The organism is Acetobacter sp. UBA5411, from assembly GCF_002409645.1.
Classification (GTDB): domain Bacteria; phylum Pseudomonadota; class Alphaproteobacteria; order Acetobacterales; family Acetobacteraceae; genus Acetobacter.
Genome location: NZ_DHNR01000033.1, coordinates 140200 through 159073, shown reverse-complemented (window position 1 = coordinate 159073; position 18874 = coordinate 140200). Strand labels below are relative to the sequence as shown.

The window sequence follows — 18874 nt, the reverse complement described above, 5'->3', positions numbered from 1 at the left end:
TTGCTTTTCTTAACTTGCGTCCATCAAAGAATGGGACCGATCATTGCCAGTGTATTGTTCCACAGCACGCGTGTCTTGGGCCACTTCACTACTTCTTCAAGTGACACCTCGTTCGAGGCGTCAATATAGGCCTGTTGGCGCTCACGAACGGCCTGCGTGAAGGCATCATCAACAAGCTGGATGTTGTTCTCGAAGTTCAGATCGAAGCTGCGACGGTCCAGATTGGCTGAGCCAATCAGCGTCATGCGCCCGTCCACAGTCATCGCCTTGGTGTGCAGCAGACCATGCGGATATTCATAGATCTTCACACCGGCCTCCAGAAGGTCGCGGTAGTAGCTGCGGCTCGCCCCGGCGACGATCCATGAATCGTTCTTTTTCGGCATGGTAAGGGTGGTCTTCACACCGCGTCGCGCCGCCGCACAGAGCGCCGCCTGAATCGGCTCGTCCGGCACATAATACGGGGTTGTGACCGTCAGTTCCTCGGCAGCCGAATTCATGATCGACACAAAGGTTTCCGGCATCGCCGCATATCGCACGGCGGCACTTGTGCCGATGACCTGAGCCACAAACCCGTCGCCTTCCTGCACTTTGGCAGAGGCCAGAAGCGGGGTCAGATCCTCATTGGTGTGCGCCATCCAGTCCGTGGCGAACAGATGCTGGTTCTGCAACACCACTGGGCCTTCAAAGCGCGCCAGCAGGTCTACCCAAGGCGCAAACCGGGCCTTGACCCGAAATTCCGGGTCGGCGCAGTTCTGACTGCCGCAATAGGTCACGCGATTGTCAATCACTACAATTTTACGATGGTTGCGCATGTCGAACCGTCCCCGGAAGGGACGCAGCAGCACGCTTCCCAGCGGCAGAGCCCGCACAAGGAAGACACCCGCCTGCTCCATGTCCGCCCAGTGGCCGCTGTGAATCAGCCGCCGCGAGCCGAGGTCATCCGCCATCACGCGACAGACCACGCCACGTCTGGCCGCCCGCATTACAGCATCGGCCACCTTCATGCCGTTGCCATCCGCCAACCAGATGTAGAAGCACACATGCACATGCTCTTTGGCGGCATCGATGTCGGCGACCATGGCGTCGATGGCGGTATTGGAATCCTTCATCAGATGCGCCGTATTGCCGCCCATCGGAGGGTAGCCGCTGATCGACTGCCCCACCTTGAACAGGGGCGCGAGACGCGGCGGCAGACCGAATTCCTTTTCAGCATCGATCAGGGCTTCGGCTGTCTTTCCCGGCACGGGCAGACGTTTCATTGCGTCGCGGATACGCAGCACGCGCTGGGGTGTCAGCTTGGTTTCACCAAGGAAAAGATAGGCCAGTATGCCGCCGATCGGCAGAGCGCCAATGATGGCGACCCAGGCCACACGGGAAGCAGGCTGACGGTGAGGTCGCAGAAGCGCCCGCACGATGAACAATGCCTGGAGCGAGGCGGTCAGACCCGCCGCATACCAGCTCCACTTTACGGTGCGCGCATCCACCACCGGTCGACCGCCCGAGCGATGCAGGGCGAAAGAAAATTTCCTGTCTGATAGTTGCGACATAAACTCAGCTGATCCCGGTCGTGATGACACCAGAGCGGAAGGTTACAGCCGCCACCTCATTGGAACAACCGAGGCCGGAACCATCGGGCGGCTCCGCATGGACGCCCATCCCGGGCCTTGTTATACCGCCAGACCTGATCTTTCCGCACGAAAGCGGAGCCACATACCGTAGAAACCGGGCAGCGGAGACACCAACAGTCATGACAGACGGCGTACGAGCAAACAGCCTGCGAAACGGCCCCAGCGCCTCCGGCCATTTCGGCGACGGGCTGGGCGGGCGTTTTGTCGCGGAAACGCTGATGCCCCTGCTCCTTGAGCTGGACGAAGCCTACAAGCAGGCCAAGGCCGATCCGGCCTTCCACAAGGAACTGGCGTTCTATCTCAAGGACTATGTGGGTCGTCCTTCTCCGCTGTGGTTCGCAAAGCGCCTGACGGAAGAACTCGGTGGCGCGAAGATCTACATGAAGCGCGAGGAGCTGAACCACACCGGCTCCCACAAGCTCAACAACGTCATGGGCCAGATCCTGCTCGCCCGCCGCATGGGCCGCACGCGCATCGTCGCCGAGACCGGCGCGGGGCAGCACGGTGTCGCCACGGCCACGGTCTGCGCGCTGTTCGGCATGAAGTGCGTCATCTACATGGGCGCGACCGATGTGGAACGGCAGATGCCCAACGTGTTCCGCATGAAGCTGCTCGGCGCGGAAGTTGTGCCGGTCACGGCGGGCGCGGGCACGCTGAAGGACGCCATGAACGAGGCGATGCGTGACTGGGTCGCCAACATTAGCGACACCTATTTCCTTGTCGGCACGGTCGCTGGTCCGCACCCTTATCCCGCCATGGTCCGCGACTTCCAGAGCGTGATCGGGGATGAAGTAAAGGTGCAGATGCAGGAAGCCGAGGGCCGCCTGCCGGACGTGATCGTCGCGGCCATCGGTGGTGGTTCGAACGCGATGGGCATCTTTCATCCCTTCCTTGATGATCCTTCCGTCAAACTGATCGGTGTCGAAGCGGCCGGCCACGGTCTGGACAGCGGCAAGACCGCCGCTTCCATCGAACGCGGCTCACGCGGCGTGCTGCATGGCAACCGCACCTATTTGTTGCAGGACGAGAACGGTCAGATCACCGAGGCGCATTCGATCAGCGCTGGTCTGGACTATCCCGGCGTCGGCCCGGAACATTCATGGCTGCATGAAATCGGTCGCGCCGAATATGTCGGCATCACTGATAACGAGGCGCTGGAAGCGTTCCAGACCTGCACCCGTACCGAGGGCATTATCCCCGCGCTGGAATCTGCGCACGCCATCGCTTACGCGGTGAAAATCGCGCCGACGCTGAGCCCGGAAACCCTGCTCGTCATCAACATCTCGGGCCGTGGAGACAAGGATATCTTCACCGTCGCCGAACATCTGGGAGTGAAACTGTGAGCCGCATTGCCCGCCGTTTTGCGGCACTGAAACAGGAAGGGCGCGGCGCGCTCATCCCCTATCTCGAAGCCTGTGACCCGGACTTCCAGACGTCGCTCGACCTGCTGAAAGCGATGCCGGAAGCCGGTGCGGACCTGATCGAGATCGGCATGCCGTTCTCCGATCCCTCCGCCGACGGCCCGGTTATCCAGCTCGCCGCCCGTCGCGGTCTGAAGGCTGGCGCTACGCTGCCGCGCCTGTTCGAGATGGTGAAGTCCTTCCGTGAGCAGGATAACGACACGCCGATCATCCTGATGGGCTACCTGAACCCGATCGAGGCTTACGGCATCGACCGGTTCTGCGTGGACGCCTCCGCCGCTGGCGTGGATGGTCTCATTATCGTGGACATGCCACCGGAAGAAGCCGGACCGATGCAGGGACCGGCCAAAGCAGCCGGTCTGGACATCATCCGACTGATTGCGCCCACGACGGACGATAACCGCCTCAAGCTGGTGCTGAATCATGCTTCGGGCTTCGTCTATTATGTGAGCATCACTGGTATTACCGGCACGCGCTCGGCCAGCGACGAGGATCTGCGAGCGGCGTTGCCTCGTATCCGTGCTGCGACTGATCTGCCGATTGCTATCGGCTTCGGTATCCGCACGCCGGAGCAGGCTGCATCTGCCTCGCGTATTGCGGACGGTGCAGTCGTGGCCTCGGCTCTGCTGGCTACGCTGGCGAAAACGCTGGACCCAAGCGAGCAGGCGACACCGTCCACGCTGCCATCCGTGCTGACCCAGTTGCGTGAACTGGCTGCGGCGGTCCGGGCCTGAAAAGCCATGACGCTGGCCGGTGATTTATAAACCGGCCAGCGTTTATTTGTTGGGGTATATCCCTCTGGTCTGTTTCAGAGCTCCCATAAACCGTCGTGCCGATTTCAGAAGCGCGGAGGCCGCTCTTCAGCATGACACACATGACATGCCCGAACCGGTCCTGAAGCCCGCTTTTCCCGCTTTAGCTTCAGATGACAGCCTTCACATTGCTGATGAAACTGTCGCTCGATGATCGGTGCCAGTTCCGGCGTCTTCTTATGACATTCGATGCAATGCTGAAACGGCCATGACGCCAGCTTTGGCTCGGTATAATTATGGTGGCAGACCAGACAGTTGAATGCGCCGTGGTCCTGATGCGTAAAGGTCAGTGGCATCAGGGGAAGCGACTGCGCTGTGTGCGGTGCTCCGCTGACGCTCCACCAGATTCCACCACCGACAAGGCCTGCTGCGACACAAACCGCCGCAATGCTCAATCGTCCATTTCGTCGCATTATCTGTCGAGCCACATGGCACACAATATCGGCACAAGCAGCCCGATACATCCAAGCGTGACGACCACAGGCATGGCCAGCCCCGACGTATTTCTCAGGCGCTTCTCTCCCCGACGAGCCTGAACCGGCAAGGCTCGCACCAGCAACGGCACAGCGAGCGCCAGAGCACTCATTCCGATCAAACTAAAGGTTAGAGCGGGCGCAGCCATCCGAAAATCTGCCTGCCATGCGTGAAGTCCGGTCGCACACAGCAGGGCTGCCGCCAGACCATAATGGCAGTAACGAAAGATACGGGCATTACGGAAAACAGCCAGCTTCCAGCGAGGTTGTGACACAACAGCAAGAGTGGCAAGAAGCAGGCTGGCGAGCACACCCGTTTGCATGACGGGCAAGACGGGCGGCCAAATGTCGCGCCAGAGCAGAGGCTCCGCCCAGAGGCTTCCGATCACATGGGCTATGACCAGTAAAAGGATCAGATAGGCCGTATATTCATGCAGCCGGAGGAAGAACCTCCCTTCATACAGAGGCCGGTCAAGTGGTCGACCCGTCAGAAAAAACATCTGGAAAAGCGCGAACACGGCGGAATAACCGCCAATCATCGCAAGATCCCATAGGCCTGCTATGCCGGGTTGCCCCGCCGCAAAGACGCATACCAGCAGGAATGCGGTGCAGAGCAGCGCGAGCAGTGCTGCGAGAGTGATGCATTCCGACATGGTTTCCGTTCTTGTTACGGTATCGTTTCATCAATGAGCGATATCGCAAAGGTCAGAAGGAGGGAACGTCTATTCGGATTGGTTATTTCGAAAGGACCAATCGTACTAAGGGAGCAATATTAATGGGTCTCGTAAGGAAATAAGATGGCACCACAAAAGCTTTTTTCTATTCCATGATGCCGTTTTTGATTTTTATACAGAACCTTACTTTTATTTCTGTTTTTTGCCTTTGGGAAGGATATCGGCAACACGCTCTTTAAAAATAGTGATGAGGGTCGTGTCTATGTCAGAGAGAGAATTGGTTGTTATTTCACCACCAAATGCTTCGCCAAAGTCAAATTTATACTTTGCATCTTTGCTTTCATATAGATCAAACAAGCGTCCAGCTCGCTCTTTTTCGTAGAAAACTACAAATTTTCCTTTATAGTCTTTAAATTCTATAGAATCGATTGCGGAAAACAATTCATCTGTATCGGAGAGAAAGGCAAGTCTCTTTTTCGTATACTCAAAAACCTCCATCTCAGTTTCAGATGGAATGATTTCCGGTTCTTTATTGTCATCGGCGTCAGATTTTGGGACATCTGCTGCAACTAATGGTTTATCTGCTTCTTTGTCTTTTGCTGGTAAATCAAGACGTTGTAGAATTCTGAGATTAATGAATTCACCAAATGCGCTTTTGGTTAAGATTATGTAGTCTGCCATCGCCTTAGAGCGAATGTTGCTGAGACCAATTCCTTGCAGCAGAAGTCGTACAAACGCATCGCTTGGTTCTTTGGCCAGCTCTTCAATTTGTTGGACAAGATTTTGAAATATGAGTTTTCTTTTTGCTTCAGCTCCAATGTTCTCTGGATCGAAATTGGACTTCTGTAAACTTTTTAGACCATCTACTACGGAATCTTCAATCTTTCCTTTGGCAATGTCGTGTAAGTCAAAGGAAAGAAAGGCATTCGAGTCCATCATATTGGGTTCATCTGAATCAGCGTAGAACTCATACGCCATGCCGTCAGTAATAACGCCCATTTTTACAGTAGGTGCAGCATTAAAATAAGAGCGTAATTGCCCTCTATCATCTTTTAATTCAGCTCCAAGAGATTTGCATTCGATAGCGATAACAGGCTCACCCTCTTTGAGAATGGCAAAATCGACTCTGTTTTTATATTTCTCAGAGAAATCCGCGTTGTGTTCTGGGCATACTTCATCCGGATTCATGGTGTCGTAGCCCAGAAAGTTAATTAAAGGCAGAACAAGAAAGAGTTTTGTGGCCTCTTCATTAGTACAGCGTGTTGATATACCAATCATACGCTCAGAGAAGGTTTTAAATTTTTGACGGAAATCATCTGACATACTCTCATATCCTATTATAAATAAAAATATTTTTACTTATTGCATTGGATTGAGTGGAAGGGAATACACGACCTTCAAATGCGGCTGCATAGAACACATGCAAATCCTGCATTAGTTGGTCTCAAGATTCGGTATTTTTCTATTAGTATTAATATTTGTAAAAATCATGGCTCAGCCAAACATGTGTGCCATTTTATGTGCCTGTGGTGCGAACTGCGGGACTCGAACCCGCACGCCCTTACGGACTCGAGATTTTAAGTCTCGTGCGTCTACCATTCCGCCAAGTTCGCGTTGGTGGCGGGTTTCTAGCATGTCACAAAGTGATCGGTAAGAGCCTTTTGTAAGGTCGCGTCAGCCCGCCCGCATCAGGGAGAGGCCATGATTTTTGAGCCAGAGTTCGGCCTCATTGCGGGTCGGGCACATCTGGTCGACCAGCGTCCAGAAAGCAGCACTGTGGTTGTGATGCTTCATATGCGCGAGTTCATGCAGAATGACGTAATCCTGCACAAAATGCGGCGCCATGATGAGACGCCAGTTCAGCATGATCCGGCCCGCCGTGCTGCAACTGCCCCAGCGAGAGGTCGCGTCACGCAGGGCGAATGTTTTCGGTGCAAAACCGCTTCGTCCGGCAAGTTCCTGTAGTCTTTGGCCCAGTCGTTTTTGCGCCAGGGCCAAAAGGAAATCACGCACCCTGCGTCCAAGAAAGGCGGCATCCCCGCTGACGTGAAGCTTATGATCCGTATCGATCCATGCCCCACCACGACCTTCCGGGGTGTGATGGATGGTGTGGGCAACACCATTGATGGGAATGATGTTCCCCGCAGCAAAGCTGATCGCTACCGGTTGCCGCTGTAATTGCCGGACGATCCAGTCGCGGTGTGCGTTAAGAAGCGCGAGGCCTGTCTGTGGCGAGACACGGGGCGGTAGCGTCACGACGACACTATCACCGGCGCGGGACAGACGCAGAGACAGACGACGTGCGCGGGTCGAACGACGCCAGGTAATCGGAAAAGGGCCTGAGGGAAGGAGGATGCTATCCGGAAGAGCATCCTCGGAAGGAGTGGGTCTGGGGACCCGAGGCTTCATTCGGCAGGCTCATCCGTTGGGTCAAGTGCCGGCCATGCGACGACATAGTCCTCGAGATTGCCAGCCTTGCGCTCGCTGACGCAGCGATCCCCGGCGGACACGCCGGCTTCGCGGACACTGTCCGGATTGCCAGTGATCAGCGGGTGCCATTCGGGAAGCGGCAGACCGTCCGACAGTCGCTTGTAGGCGCAGGTCGGTGGAAGCCAGTCGATGGTTTCCAGCATGGGAGCCGTCAGGGTGATGCAGTCCTGCACCTTGCGGTGACGACCGGCATAGTCGGTGCAGCGGCATGTGTGGGTGTCGAGCAGGCGGCAGGCGACGTTCGTATAATGGAGGCTGCCGTCATCCTCATCACGCAGCTTGTGCAGGCAGCAGCGTCCGCAGCCGTCGCAGAGAGATTCCCACTCCTCGGTGGTCATCTGCTCGAGGGATTTGGTTTCCCAGAAAGGGGAGTCGATGGTCATGACGAAAGATACCCGCAACGCGCCGTTGGGGGAAGGTGCGGAATGCCGCCTCTTAGGGGCCAGCCAGCGGACGCCACAGCAGGGCGAACGTCATGATGATCGCCAGTAGCGCCGTGGCGACGCTTCCCAGAATCATCCGACGACGCAGTAATGGCAGCCACAGTAAGGAAACCCGGTCGGACCAGCTTGCACCAAGAGCGCGTGCGGTCCGTGTGGCGTTTGGTTGTGCATTGACCAGAACGCCCATCAGGGGAAGGGTCAGGGACGGGCTTATGAGAAACCCCTGAATCACAGAGATGAGGGTGGGAATAGGCTCACGTGGGAAGAATTCTGACGACAGAACCAGAGAGGGAAGCAGGAAGGCGACGACGATATCCGGGATCCAGAAGGCGATTGTCAGGAAATACCAGATCCGGGCGCGGGACGTCGCCAGACAAAGGGCCGACATCAGCACTGCGGAAGCGAAGGCGATGATCGCGTGGGTCGCGATAACGCCGGGAGGGAAATCAGGAAGAGGAATCATCTCGTCATCATCTCAGTGCTGACTGAGCCATTGGTCGAAGCGGGTTTTGATTGCTGGCAGATTCCTGCGCCAGAAATCAACATTCAAGGGAAAAGCGGGCGGCAACACCCCGACACGCGGCTGCGCCCATTCCGGCGCAGGCGTGATCAACTGTGCATTGAGTGCGCTTTGCTGTTGGGACGCCGCTGCCCACGTCGCCAGCGCCAGTGCCGATGTCAGATCCCGGGTGCCGTTGGCGGGAATGACCCAGTCATAATTGACACGCAAAAGGGGAAACCAGAGGTTCCTGAAACGCGGGGTTGGAAGACCCGCGTTGGCGGCGGCAATCTCACTGGTCGGCGTGACGCTCATCAGTGCAGCACCCTTGGTCAGGATGTGCATGGCTTCGGCTGGAGACGTCCACCAGACGATATAGGGCCGGAGCTGGGCCAGCCGTCTGAAGGCGCGGTCGAGACCGGCGGGGGAGCCCAACACATTATAGATAGCGTCCGGAGGAACGCCGTCGGCCAGAAGGGCGATCTCCAGCGTGATGCGAGGATCGGCGCGGAGGCCGCGTTTACCCGGATGCCGGGCGACATCCCAGAAATCTCTCCAGGTCGGTGTGTCCCCGAAGCGTGAACTGTCCCAGGAGAGGGCATAGTCTAGCGAAAGCGCAGGCACGCCACAGCGGGCCGGATCGGCATTGCTGCTTTCGGAGGCCGTCGCCGGAAATGGCAGAAACAAACCTTCAGTGCATCCTGTCTCGGCGTCATCATCTTCTATGAGCACCAGAGACCAGTTCTGTTTGCCAGAACGGAGCAGGCTGTAGTTTGCATCCGTCAGATCAGACCAGCGTGTTGTTCTGACTTTCTGATGGGTCAGTTGGGAAAAGGGCTTCCAGACGACGTCGTTCAGCGTGCTGTTGAGCGATCCGGCCTGCGTAGCAACCACAAGAGGCCGCGCACCACTGTGTCGGACCTGTGCGGCATCCGATTTCTGAACGGGGCAGGCGGTGGAGAGCAGGGCAGCCGTCAGCCCGGCCAGAAGGCGGCCAGGCATCTTATGGAGCCGGAAAGACTCACCCTTGCTCGGTGAAGAAGAAAACAAGATACGCCCTTGGGTTGCCTAGACTGTCCGCAGACTAGCCTTCTTTGTCCTGTGACGGGAAGACCATCGCTGCCGAGGGGCCCCAGGCCAGCAGAACTGTCTGTCCGACGGCCACGCCGGGGGGCAGCGAGCCTGCCGGTCGCTGCACGACCATCTCCGTGCTGTCTGCGAGTCGCACACGAAGCACAAGCACGTCACCCAGATTGCGGATGTCACTCAGGGTCGCAGGCAGGCTGCCTTCTGTCCCATCCGTATTGATGGGGCCGCGTGGAAACATCAGCGCAATTTTTCCGGGACGGATGCAGAGTTCCACAAGGTCGTCTTCCTCCACATCGCCTTCGGCGAGGGCTTCCATCATGCCGCCACAGGCGAGACGGGTCTGCACGATGTCGTCCTCGACCGTGATGGCCAGACCGGTGAGGATGTTGGCGTCTGTCATGGCGGCGGCGATCCGTGCGGAAACGGGGCGTTCCATCAGTTCTGTGGCCGAGCCGATCTGCAAAAGTGCGCCATCTGCAATGACGCCAATGCAACTGGCGGCGGTCAGGGCGTCGCTACGGTCTCGCGTCAGCAGCAGAAAGCTGGTTTCACGCGCTCTTTGCAGCCGGATCAGGCGCTGGTGAATGTCCGTGCGCGTCTCACTATCCAGCCCGGCGAAGATATCCTCCAGAATAATGACGGCCGGGTCCGTGGCCAGCGCCCGAGCGAGTTGCGCTCGCAGACGCTCAGAGGCTGTGAGAGTTGATGGAAGCGCATCGGCCTGCTGTTCCAGTCCGAGAAGAGCAAGAAGCTGGGCAATTTTATGTGCTGCCTGATCCTGCGGCAGCTTCCGTGTGCGGAGAGGGAAAGCCAGATTCTTCCGGACGGACAGATGCTCAAACAGCGGGTCGCGCGCTCCGACGGCAGCCAAACCGCGCTGACCGACGGGACGACGCGAGATGTCCTGCCCCAGCAGGGTGAGGTGGCCGTTTCCGGCGGTTCGGTGTCCGGTCAGGATGTCGGACAGCTCGCCAAGAATCTGCCCCGAATCATTCAGCATCAGGAGCGCCAGACATTCCCCTGCATGCAGCGTAAAGGAAAAGGCGGGACGGCCGGAAACAAGGCTGATAGTGTCCACACTCAGTGTGGCTGAACGCGTGCGTGATGTCATGCCGGCAGGGAACCACAACCTGACCAGAGAGTTAAGATGGTTGTTGAGTCCGCAATGTCGGAAACAGGGCTGACCGTCGGGTCAGCAAACAGGAGCAAAAGAATATGTCTGCAGAAAAGATCAAGAAACAGGCACAGGCAGCAGTCGATGATGCGTCAACCACGGCTCGTGATGAGCTGGAGGCGCTGAAGAATCAGCTGGAGCACTTTCTGAGCGCCCACGTTGTTCCGCCGCTTTCCGACGCTGCCAACACGGCTGTTTCCAATGCGCGTGAGATGGCGGAACACCAGAAGGCAAGCGTTGCGACCAATGTCGGCGCGAAGCCTTTCCTCTCCATTGCGATCTCTTTTGTCGTCGGATTTGTCGTTGGACGTCTGTCGCGTTAATGTTCCGCCTCAGGAACCTGTCGTCAGGGTGCCTGAGGCCAGATAAAGAGTTTACCTTCTTGTGAAGTGTTCTGCTCCTGCCTCGGTTGCTCTTTGGACGAGGCAGGGGTCATAACAGGACGCCGGTTCATCCTCGATGCCGGCTTATGTGAGGTAGACGGGGATCCAATGCACTTTTTTGATGTCGGCAAGTCCGCGGCCCAGGCGGAAGTTCAGCTTCTTCAGCAGAAAGCGATGCGGATCGGGCGTCAGGTCGCCCTGCTGCTGGTCGCAGCACTCCTTGGCTTTTTCTCACTGATTACAGGTCACGCCCTGCTCTGGGCCATCTTCCGATACGAGTTCGGGTTTGGCCCTGTCCTGTCTCCAGCCATGGTCTTCTTTGTCGACATTTTCCTGGCTCTGATCTTCGCGTTCTTTGGACGGCGTTCCTATCTGTATCCGGCTGAAGTGGAAGCCCACCTCAACCGCGATCGTCGCCTGAACGAACTCCGTCAGTCCCTCAATATGCTCTCTCTGGCGACTCTCGTGGCCGGACCGCTGGGTCGCTTTGTCGGCTCGAAATTGCGGCGGAGATAACTGCGTTACTTTTGTAGGGTGGAAAGCGGGCCATATGGTCCGCTTTTTTTATGAAGAGTTTCTCTAAAATGATGTGAGGCAGGGGAGTATTTGAAAAAGATATTTTCTTCTTCAGTCATGACCATAAATAACCCGTTCAGATGAAAGCGGCCGGCTAGATTAACATGTATTGGACGTTCTCTTCGGAAAACTGGAGATAACCGGGATGTGGCGTAAACTTCTGGGAAAGCTGAAAAAAGCGCCCGGAATCAAAAAGCATCTGAAACAGGCCCGCAAAGGGTCGGTTGAAGCCATGTTTGCAGTAGGAAAAGCCTATCTCCGGGGAGAAAAGGAGGTTGCACCTCATGCCGGACATGCAGTCTGGTGGATGGAGCGTGCCGCTAGAGCTGGCCATCAGCAGGCTTGCGTGCACGCATCGCGTCTGGCGTGGGATGGTTTCGTGTCTGATGAGATGGGGTTGGGGCAGCCGTTACGAGAGGCTTCTCGTGTAGAGGACGCCCTTATGTTTGCTCGCCTTGGTCATCAGCGGGGTGACCCGGAAGCCTCGCTTTTTCTCGTCTGGTTGCTGGATGCGACCAAAATGAAAGCAGACACGGAACGGCTTGAGGCTTTGCGGGCGGCAGCCGAGAAAGGTCTGCCTCTGGCATTGGTTGGACTGGCTGATATTGAGGCACGTTCGGGAGCTTCTGCAGAGCGTGTCATGGATTTGCTGTCGATCCCGCTGGAGAAAAATCTCGGTATTGCCCATCACATGGTCTCCACATGGTACGGTCAGGGAGAGTTGCTGCCGCAGGATGAGAAAAAAGCGCGACATCATTTGGAGATTGCGGCAAGTGCTGGATACGTTCCGGCCATGGCGCTGCTCGGGGAGTGTCTGATGGTGGAGAATCACCGTCAAAGTGACGGCGAGGCGCACGATGAGCACAAGGAGCGGTTGCGGCGTCTGACGCGGGGAGAAAGTTTGCTACGCAAGGCTGCGGCCAGTAATGGAAGGGCTGCCTGCGTCCTTGGAGATTACTGGTCGAGTATTGCGGAATCGCCCGATTTGCAGCAGGCGATTCAATGGTACGAAAAAGCGGTGTCTTTGGGATTTGTGGGGGCTTTTTTTATGTCGGGACGCCTCGTTCTGGAGGGGCGCTCCACGCATATGACGCAGCAGGAAGCCTGGAGACGAATTAAACAGGCTGCTGAAGCTGGTCATGCGGGGGCGATAGCATTTTTATCAAAACGCTGATTTCTCTGTTCCGGATGTCTGATCTATTATCAGAAATCAACAAAGAAATGTGCAGCTGATAAAGTCGCGTTCCAATTTTGTATAGTGGAAAACGTCATTATCAGCTTGCGAAAGTGATGTTTGTTTCAGGAGTGAATAAACTCATTCCTGAGTAGATTTATGAGATATTTTCTCCCGACCCTCGCTTCTTTTCTGTAGTTTGCGGGATGATTGATTCTGTAACATTGTATGCCGTTATATAAAAAGAATTTTTCCAGTTCTATTTTCTTTATGTTGTCGTCCATGTAATTGGACCAATCAGAACAAACGCTGTTAGCTCCCGATGTGGGAAACATTTTGCGCCTTACGCCTGCAGCACTGACGCCATTTGCAAAAATGATAATATCAGGAGAAAGAATTTCAATCTGAGCTTTTAGCAAACGCTCTGATATTTCCAGTATTTCGTTGTAAAGTGGGGTCTTTTTTTCTGTTGGTGTGCTTCTGTTCCAGTCAAAACAGAAGAGGTTGGCCCAACCGACGTTCCCAACGCCGACACAAGAGCCGACAGATCGTAGAAAGTTGAAGAAAGTGCTATTTCTTTCGTTGCTTTTTCTTATCTGGGTATGAAGATAATCTTTCTGGATCTTCATTGTGGTGTCTACATAATGATCTAATGTCGTGTAGGAGGTTTCTTTTAGTACATTCCATCCACGCGTTTCCCGGCCGACGACGAGAATTCTTTTGTCCGGCTCCCATGTTTCTGGTGTTGTTGATAAAAAAAGTCCTGATAATCCTGTGTAGCCGATACAGTCTTCTCTGTTTTTATCGAAAAAACACTCTGAATAATCGTTGAGTATATTCATGTAAGCTTTTTTTAATTGTGCATCCACGTCTTGTTTTCTCCATTTTAATAAGCGGTCTTAATTGACTGTTGGTAGTGTGAAATCAAGCCCATGTCAGATATAGGACCATACTTATGGAACACTCTCGCCCACCATGCCCGCCCTTTTTGACCGCAGCTGACGCCGCCAAAAAGGTCCGTCTTGCTGAAGACGCCTGGAACAGTCGCAACCCTGAAAAGGTTGCGCTCGCCTATACGCCGGACAGTGTCTGGCGAAACAGGATCAATTTTCTGGAAGGTCGTGAAAAAATCATCGGATTTCTGAAAGAAAAGTGGGGGCATGAGCAGGAATATCGCCTGATCAAGGAGCTTTGGGCGTTTCATGCAGATCGGATTGCCGTCCGTTTTGTCTATGAGTGGCATGACGACCAGCAGAACTGGTTCCGGTCCTATGGGAATGAATTGTGGGAGTTTGATGCGGCGGGTCTGATGCAATGGCGTGTCGCCAGCATCAACGACATGCCCATTGCAGAAAGCGATCGCCGGTTTTTCTGGCCACAGGGGCGTCGTCCGGACGATCATCCGGGGCTGACAGAAATGGGGCTGTAGCCTGAATACACACCGGCGCACGCCCCGAGATTGAGCATATCGGGGCGGGGTGAATATTGCCTCCCGTCGCTGGCTGGCGCACAACGTCCTCAGCGATAGTCAGCAGGAGGAGCGCGGTCGCATGTCAGGCGCCACAGTCAGCACGGATGTTGTCATCATTGGCGCGGGTCCAACCGGACTCTTCGCCGCTTTCCAGTGCAGCATGCTCAAGATGAACTGTATTCTGGTCGATGCGCTCGATGAAATCGGCGGCCAGTGTGTGGCGCTCTATCCCGAGAAGCCGATTTACGACATTCCCGCCTGTCCCGCCATTGAGGGTGGCGAGCTGATCGAAAAACTTTCTGAGCAAATCGAGCCTTTCTCTGTTCCACGACTTCTCGGTCGGCGCGTGGAGGGGCTGACAGGCTCGGCCGGAGATTTTCGTCTGGAGACCAGCAAGGGCGATGTGATCCATGCGAAAGCGGTGATCATCGCAGCGGGTGCGGGCGCATTTGGGCCGAACAGGCCGCCGCTTGAAGGGCTTGAGGAATACGAGACGACTGGTGCTGTGCGCTACAGCGTCCGTCGCAAGGCCGATTTCGAGGGCAAGAGTCTGGTGATCGCCGGGGGAGGCGATTCTGCTATCGACTGGGCGCTGTCGCTTTCCCGGCTCGCTCGCAAGATCTATCTGGTCCATCGCCGCGACAAGTTCCGCGCCGCTCCGGAAAGCCTGAGCCAGCTTGAGGACGCGATTGCCAGAGGTGTTGTGGAAAAGATTACGCCCTATCAACTCAAAGGACTTCAGGGTTCTGATGGCAAACTAACGGGCGTGGAAGTCGCCACCTTGCAGGGTGAGGTGAGGACGCTGGAAGCCGAGCATCTGCTGGCTTTCTTTGGGCTCGCCACTGATCTCGGACCGATCGCGCAGTGGGGTATCGACCAGACACGCTCGACGATTCCTGTCACGCCGTCATCCTGCCAGACCTCTCTTCCAGGCGTGTACGCCATTGGCGACATTGCCACCTATCCCGGCAAGCTGAAGCTGATTTTGCAGGGCTTCAGCGAAGCGGCCATGGCGGCGCATGCCATTTACGCCATCGTCAATCCGAATCAGGCTCTTCATTTCGAATACTCAACGAGTAAGGGCGTGCCCGGCTCCCCCTGAAATGGCCTTTTTCCGTCATATGTGAGAGGGTTTGCGGAGAAAGAAAGCTGGTTTGTCAGCAATCTTTCTCTGATAGCCTGTTTCCATACGGTCCCATGATGCTCTAGTCTTTTTGTCTGGAAGCGAAACGGACAGTGGCGGAGATGTGAGGCAATGGGCGTAGCGGCGCAATGGGCTGGCGGCATTCTGAATATCGATCTTCAGGCCATCGCGGAGAATTACCGCACGCTGTGTCAGACCATCCGACAACCGGATGCGCTTTCCGCGTCCCACCCGCTCTGCGCCGCTGCCGTGAAGGCGGATGCTTACGGGCTGGATGCTTCCCTTGTTGCGCCTGTTCTTGAGGACGCCGGATGTCGGCATTTTTTCGTCGCGCATCTTGCCGAGGGCGTGGCGCTTAAGCCTTCTGTCAAAAATCCTGAGTCCTTGATCTTCGTGCTGCATGGACCGCCTCCCGGCACGGCGCGTGACCTGCTGGAAGCCGGACTGGTGCCGGTCATCAACAGCATGGAGCAACTGACCGAGTGGCGTGCGTTGAGCCATGAGCTGGAACGGCGTCTCCCTGCGGTGTTGCAGGTTGATTCCGGCATGGCCCGGTTTGGCATGAATGCCGATGAAGTCTCAAAAATCGCCGCTGATCCAACGCTTCTTGATGGTATCGAAACGGTGCTGGTAATGAGCCATCTCGCCTGTGCCGATACCCCTGAAGTCCGCAGCAATCGGGCGCAGTTGGAAGAATTCCAGCGTCTGAGCGCGCTGTTACCGAAAGTACCACGCAGTCTGGCCGCTTCCTCAGGGATTTTTCTGGGGCCGGACTGGCATTTCGATCTCGTCCGGCCGGGTGCGGCGCTGTATGGCGTCAATCCCACCCCCGGCAAACCCAATCCCGTGAAGCCTGTCATTCGGCTGCAGGCGCGCGTCATCCAGACGCGATCGATCCCGGAAGGGCAGGCAGTCGGGTATGGCGGTTATTTTATTGCACCCCGTCCAAGTCGCATCGCGCTGCTCGGCATCGGGTATGGCGACGGATTTCTGAGAAGTATTTCCGGGCGCGGTACCGCCATCCTGCCATCGCAGCCCGATATTCCGCTGCCAGTCATCGGACGGGTCTCGATGGATTCGCTTGCTGTCGATGTCACGGATCTTCCGGAAGGCAGTGTCCGGTCCGGTGATCTGATTGATCTGATTGGGCCGCATAACACTCTGGACGCTGCCGCAACGGCGGCCGGAACCATTGGTTACGAATTTTTGACCGACCTCGGCAGGCGCTATCATCGGACCTACACAAGAAATGAATGAGTCCTGCGGTAGGGCTCCTTTCGCTGAAAACTGACGGTTTTCAGAGCATGAATGTAGTTTGTTTTGTATGCGTAAGTAGATTTACAACATTTTCATCGATGTAAAGATGTATCGCAAAAGCCGCAGTTTTCCGCGAACTCTGTGGTTTGGATAATATTTTACTTGTTCGCGCGGCGGGAAACCGGTCAGTATTATTGCAGTGACTGGTTTCGGCGCTGAACTCAAACTCTCTCACCAAAAAGAAGAAGACTGCTCCATGTTGTCCACGCCCCGCTTGACCCCTGAATCTTACAAGCGTTTGGTTGAAACGGCTCGAAATGATCCGGAAGCTTTCTGGCGCAGGGAAAGCCGGCGTCTGGAGTGGTCTACCCTGCCGACGACTGCTGTGGATGCAGGGAATGGCTGGTTTGCGGATGGCAGACTCAATGCAAGTGTGAACTGCCTTGATCGTCATCTGGCGACGCGCGGGGATCAGACGGCGATCATCTGGCAGGGCGAGGAGGATTCCAATGTCCTGCGCCTGACCTATCGTGACCTGCATGCCCGTGTCTGTGCTCTGGCCAATATTCTGCGGGACAGCGGTGTAAAGCGCGGCGACCGTGTGGCGATCCATCTGCCTGCCGTGGTGGAAGGCATCATCGCCATGCAGGCCTGCGCCCGGATCGGCGCGATGCATATGGTTCTGTTCGGTGGTTTTTCGGCAGAGGCCATCGCCGACCGTCTGGCTGACAGTGGCGCTGTTGTCGTCATTACCGCCAATGTCGGACGGCGTGGCGCGAAACGGATTCCGTTCAAGACCACGATGGATGCGGCGATTGCGCTGCGTGGCGACGCTTCGACGGTCCGGCGCGTGCTGGTGGTCGAGGTGACGGATGATACGGTGCCGCTGACAGAAGGTCGTGACGCGCTGCTGACACCTCTTCTGGAAGCAGCGCCGACGACGTGCGAGCCGGAAGCGATGAACGCGACTGATCCGCTGTTTCTGCTGTATACCTCTGGCAGCACCGGCAAGCCGAAAGGCATTGTGCACGGCACTGGCGGCTATCTCACATGGGCGTCCTACACCCATGAACTGATCTTCGATCATCAGCAGGGCGACGTGTTCTGGTGCACGGCCGATATCGGCTGGATCACGGGGCATACCTACGTGGCTTATGGGCCGCTCGCCAATGGTGCGACCCTGATGCTGTTTGAAGGTATGCCGTCTCACCCCACGCCGGGCCGCTGGTGGGATGTCATCCAGAAGCACGGAGTCACGACGTTCTACACCTCGCCAACCGCGATCCGGGCGCTGATGAGCGAAGGCAATGAGATTCCCGCTGCCTATGACCTGTCGAGCCTCCGGGTGCTGGGATCTGTGGGCGAGCCGATCAATCATGAAGCATGGACCTGGTTCCATGACGTGATCGGCGCAGGGCGATGTGCGCTGGTCGATACATGGTGGCAGACGGAAACCGGCGGCGCGATGATTTCGCTGGTGCCGTATGCTGTCGAACCACGCCCTGCTTCGGCCACGCTGCCGCTGCCGGGTGTCAATCCTGTGCTGCTGGATGAAAAAGGCACGCCGCTGGATGGGGCTGTCGAAGGCATTCTGTGCATTGACGGTTCATGGCCGGGGCGTGCCCTGACCATCTGGAATGATGACGCCCTGTTCCAGACAACCTATCTCAAGCCGTATCCCGGTCACTATTTTACGGGTGACGGTGCCCGTCGTGATGCGGATGGGTATTACTGGATCACGGGGCGCGTGGACGACGTGATCAACGTGTCCGGTCACCGTATCGGCTCGGCGGAAATCGAAGACGCCATTTCGGAAATTCACGATATTTCCGAAAGCTCCGCGGTGGGTATTCCCCATGATATCAAGGGGCAGGGTCTTGTGGTCTATATCGTGCCGCATGAAGGGCTGAGCGAAGAGCAGATGGCTGGCCTGAAGGATCAGGTCATCAAGATCATCGCCTGTAAGGTGGGGCGTTATGCGGTGCCGGAGGCGGTCTATGTCGTGCCGGACCTGCCCAAGACGCGGTCGGGCAAGAATGTCCGCAGGCTCATGCGCAAGATTGCCTGTGGCGAGACGGAAGGGTTTGGCGACCTTTCTACGCTGGCCAATCCGGGGATCGTGGGCGAGTTGATCAAGATCGTCGGAAAAGCGTGATTTTACGGAAG

General features: G+C 56.4%; 19 protein-coding genes and 1 tRNA gene. 9 read left to right on the top strand and 11 right to left on the bottom strand.

Translation table 11 applies throughout. The features are described 5' to 3' along the window. Positions 1-23 precede the first annotated feature (23 nt). A complete protein-coding gene (gene cls, locus B3759_RS11645) occupies positions 24-1547 on the bottom strand; it encodes a cardiolipin synthase (protein WP_291366062.1) in 1524 nt (507 codons plus the stop codon). A 200-nt stretch (positions 1548-1747) separates the two neighbouring features. On the opposite strand from cls, the gene trpB reads away from it, so the two are divergent. Then, a complete protein-coding gene (trpB, locus tag B3759_RS11640; protein WP_010669037.1) occupies positions 1748-2971 on the top strand; it encodes a tryptophan synthase subunit beta in 1224 nt (407 codons plus the stop codon). Beyond that, a complete protein-coding gene (gene trpA / locus B3759_RS11635; protein ID WP_099348846.1) occupies positions 2968-3783 on the top strand; it encodes a tryptophan synthase subunit alpha in 816 nt (271 codons plus the stop codon). The genes trpB and trpA overlap by 4 nt, the downstream gene beginning before the upstream one ends. Before the next feature lie 104 nt (positions 3784-3887). On the opposite strand, the gene B3759_RS11630 is transcribed toward trpA, so the two are convergent. From B3759_RS11630 to B3759_RS11590, 9 genes are all read right to left on the bottom strand, one after another. Then, positions 3888-4256, bottom strand: a complete 369-nt coding sequence (locus B3759_RS11630) for a cytochrome c3 family protein (protein ID WP_291366061.1) — start codon at positions 4254-4256, stop codon at positions 3888-3890. A 17-nt stretch (positions 4257-4273) separates the two neighbouring features. Continuing rightward, entirely contained in the window at positions 4274-4987 is a 714-nt protein-coding gene (locus B3759_RS11625; protein WP_291366060.1) for a ferric reductase-like transmembrane domain-containing protein, read from the bottom strand. Between the two features lie 210 nt (positions 4988-5197). Then, the gene (locus B3759_RS11620) at positions 5198-6331 is read right to left on the bottom strand and encodes a type I restriction endonuclease (RefSeq protein WP_291366059.1); all 1134 of its coding nucleotides are present in this window, start codon (positions 6329-6331) and stop codon (positions 5198-5200) included. 204 nt (positions 6332-6535) lie between these two features. After that, positions 6536-6621, bottom strand: a tRNA-Leu gene (locus B3759_RS11615). Between the two features lie 61 nt (positions 6622-6682). Beyond that, entirely contained in the window at positions 6683-7417 is a 735-nt protein-coding gene (locus B3759_RS11610) for a M48 family metallopeptidase (protein ID WP_291366058.1), read from the bottom strand. Further along, entirely contained in the window at positions 7414-7881 is a 468-nt protein-coding gene (locus B3759_RS11605) for a YcgN family cysteine cluster protein (RefSeq protein WP_010668536.1), read from the bottom strand. Before B3759_RS11605 ends, B3759_RS11610 begins: the two co-directional genes overlap by 4 nt. Positions 7882-7933: 52 nt before the next feature. Beyond that, positions 7934-8404 (bottom strand): hypothetical protein, encoded by a 471-nt coding sequence (locus B3759_RS11600; RefSeq protein ID WP_010668537.1) that lies wholly within the window; start codon positions 8402-8404, stop codon positions 7934-7936. Between the two features lie 12 nt (positions 8405-8416). Next, entirely contained in the window at positions 8417-9442 is a 1026-nt protein-coding gene (locus B3759_RS11595) for an extracellular solute-binding protein (protein WP_291366057.1), read from the bottom strand. Between the two features lie 82 nt (positions 9443-9524). Further along, positions 9525-10640 (bottom strand): ABC transporter ATP-binding protein, encoded by a 1116-nt coding sequence (locus B3759_RS11590; protein ID WP_291366056.1) that lies wholly within the window; start codon positions 10638-10640, stop codon positions 9525-9527. Between the two features lie 104 nt (positions 10641-10744). Between B3759_RS11590 and B3759_RS11585 the strand changes: the two genes are divergently transcribed. From B3759_RS11585 to B3759_RS11575, 3 genes are all read left to right on the top strand, one after another. Further along, positions 10745-11026, top strand: coding sequence for a hypothetical protein (locus B3759_RS11585; RefSeq protein ID WP_291366055.1), 282 nt, complete (start codon positions 10745-10747; stop codon positions 11024-11026). A 168-nt stretch (positions 11027-11194) separates the two neighbouring features. Further along, complete coding sequence (locus B3759_RS11580; RefSeq protein WP_291366054.1) at positions 11195-11602, top strand: hypothetical protein; 408 nt, start codon at positions 11195-11197, stop codon at positions 11600-11602. 205 nt (positions 11603-11807) lie between these two features. Beyond that, on the top strand, positions 11808-12836 hold the full coding sequence (locus B3759_RS11575; RefSeq protein ID WP_291366053.1) for a tetratricopeptide repeat protein: 1029 nt from the start codon (positions 11808-11810) through the stop codon (positions 12834-12836). A 125-nt stretch (positions 12837-12961) separates the two neighbouring features. Here the strand turns inward: B3759_RS11575 and B3759_RS11570 are convergent, their stop codons facing one another. Then, positions 12962-13705, bottom strand: coding sequence for a hypothetical protein (locus B3759_RS11570; RefSeq protein ID WP_291366052.1), 744 nt, complete (start codon positions 13703-13705; stop codon positions 12962-12964). An 86-nt stretch (positions 13706-13791) separates the two neighbouring features. On the opposite strand from B3759_RS11570, the gene B3759_RS11565 reads away from it, so the two are divergent. From B3759_RS11565 to acs, 4 genes are all read left to right on the top strand, one after another. Next, positions 13792-14265 (top strand): nuclear transport factor 2 family protein, encoded by a 474-nt coding sequence (locus B3759_RS11565; RefSeq protein WP_291366051.1) that lies wholly within the window; start codon positions 13792-13794, stop codon positions 14263-14265. A gap of 121 nt (positions 14266-14386) precedes the next feature. Continuing rightward, a complete protein-coding gene (locus tag B3759_RS11560) occupies positions 14387-15409 on the top strand; it encodes an NAD(P)/FAD-dependent oxidoreductase (RefSeq protein ID WP_291366084.1) in 1023 nt (340 codons plus the stop codon). A gap of 153 nt (positions 15410-15562) precedes the next feature. After that, positions 15563-16708: an alanine racemase gene (gene alr, locus B3759_RS11555; RefSeq protein ID WP_291366050.1), complete on the top strand. Its 1146-nt coding sequence runs from the start codon at positions 15563-15565 to the stop codon at positions 16706-16708. Positions 16709-16964: 256 nt separating this feature from the next. After that, the gene (acs, locus tag B3759_RS11550; RefSeq protein WP_291366049.1) at positions 16965-18863 is read left to right on the top strand and encodes an acetate--CoA ligase; all 1899 of its coding nucleotides are present in this window, start codon (positions 16965-16967) and stop codon (positions 18861-18863) included. The last annotated feature ends 11 nt before the right edge of the window (positions 18864-18874 follow it).

What these genes read in the sequence shown, in the direction of transcription:
- cls (WP_291366062.1), bottom strand. Translation starts at nt 1,547, where the DNA reads ATGTCGCAACTATCAGACAGGAAATTTTCTTTCGCCCTGCATCGCTCG.
- trpB (WP_010669037.1), top strand. Translation starts at nt 1,748, where the DNA reads ATGACAGACGGCGTACGAGCAAACAGCCTGCGAAACGGCCCCAGCGCC.
- B3759_RS11625 (WP_291366060.1), bottom strand. Translation starts at nt 4,987, where the DNA reads ATGTCGGAATGCATCACTCTCGCAGCACTGCTCGCGCTGCTCTGCACC.
- B3759_RS11620 (WP_291366059.1), bottom strand. Translation starts at nt 6,331, where the DNA reads ATGTCAGATGATTTCCGTCAAAAATTTAAAACCTTCTCTGAGCGTATG.
- B3759_RS11610 (WP_291366058.1), bottom strand. Translation starts at nt 7,417, where the DNA reads ATGAAGCCTCGGGTCCCCAGACCCACTCCTTCCGAGGATGCTCTTCCG.
- B3759_RS11605 (WP_010668536.1), bottom strand. Translation starts at nt 7,881, where the DNA reads ATGACCATCGACTCCCCTTTCTGGGAAACCAAATCCCTCGAGCAGATG.
- B3759_RS11600 (WP_010668537.1), bottom strand. Translation starts at nt 8,404, where the DNA reads ATGATTCCTCTTCCTGATTTCCCTCCCGGCGTTATCGCGACCCACGCG.
- B3759_RS11595 (WP_291366057.1), bottom strand. Translation starts at nt 9,442, where the DNA reads ATGCCTGGCCGCCTTCTGGCCGGGCTGACGGCTGCCCTGCTCTCCACC.
- B3759_RS11590 (WP_291366056.1), bottom strand. Translation starts at nt 10,640, where the DNA reads ATGACATCACGCACGCGTTCAGCCACACTGAGTGTGGACACTATCAGC.
- B3759_RS11585 (WP_291366055.1), top strand. Translation starts at nt 10,745, where the DNA reads ATGTCTGCAGAAAAGATCAAGAAACAGGCACAGGCAGCAGTCGATGAT.
- B3759_RS11580 (WP_291366054.1), top strand. Translation starts at nt 11,195, where the DNA reads ATGCACTTTTTTGATGTCGGCAAGTCCGCGGCCCAGGCGGAAGTTCAG.
- B3759_RS11575 (WP_291366053.1), top strand. Translation starts at nt 11,808, where the DNA reads ATGTGGCGTAAACTTCTGGGAAAGCTGAAAAAAGCGCCCGGAATCAAA.
- B3759_RS11565 (WP_291366051.1), top strand. Translation starts at nt 13,792, where the DNA reads ATGGAACACTCTCGCCCACCATGCCCGCCCTTTTTGACCGCAGCTGAC.
- B3759_RS11560 (WP_291366084.1), top strand. Translation starts at nt 14,387, where the DNA reads ATGTCAGGCGCCACAGTCAGCACGGATGTTGTCATCATTGGCGCGGGT.
- alr (WP_291366050.1), top strand. Translation starts at nt 15,563, where the DNA reads ATGGGCGTAGCGGCGCAATGGGCTGGCGGCATTCTGAATATCGATCTT.
- acs (WP_291366049.1), top strand. Translation starts at nt 16,965, where the DNA reads ATGTTGTCCACGCCCCGCTTGACCCCTGAATCTTACAAGCGTTTGGTT.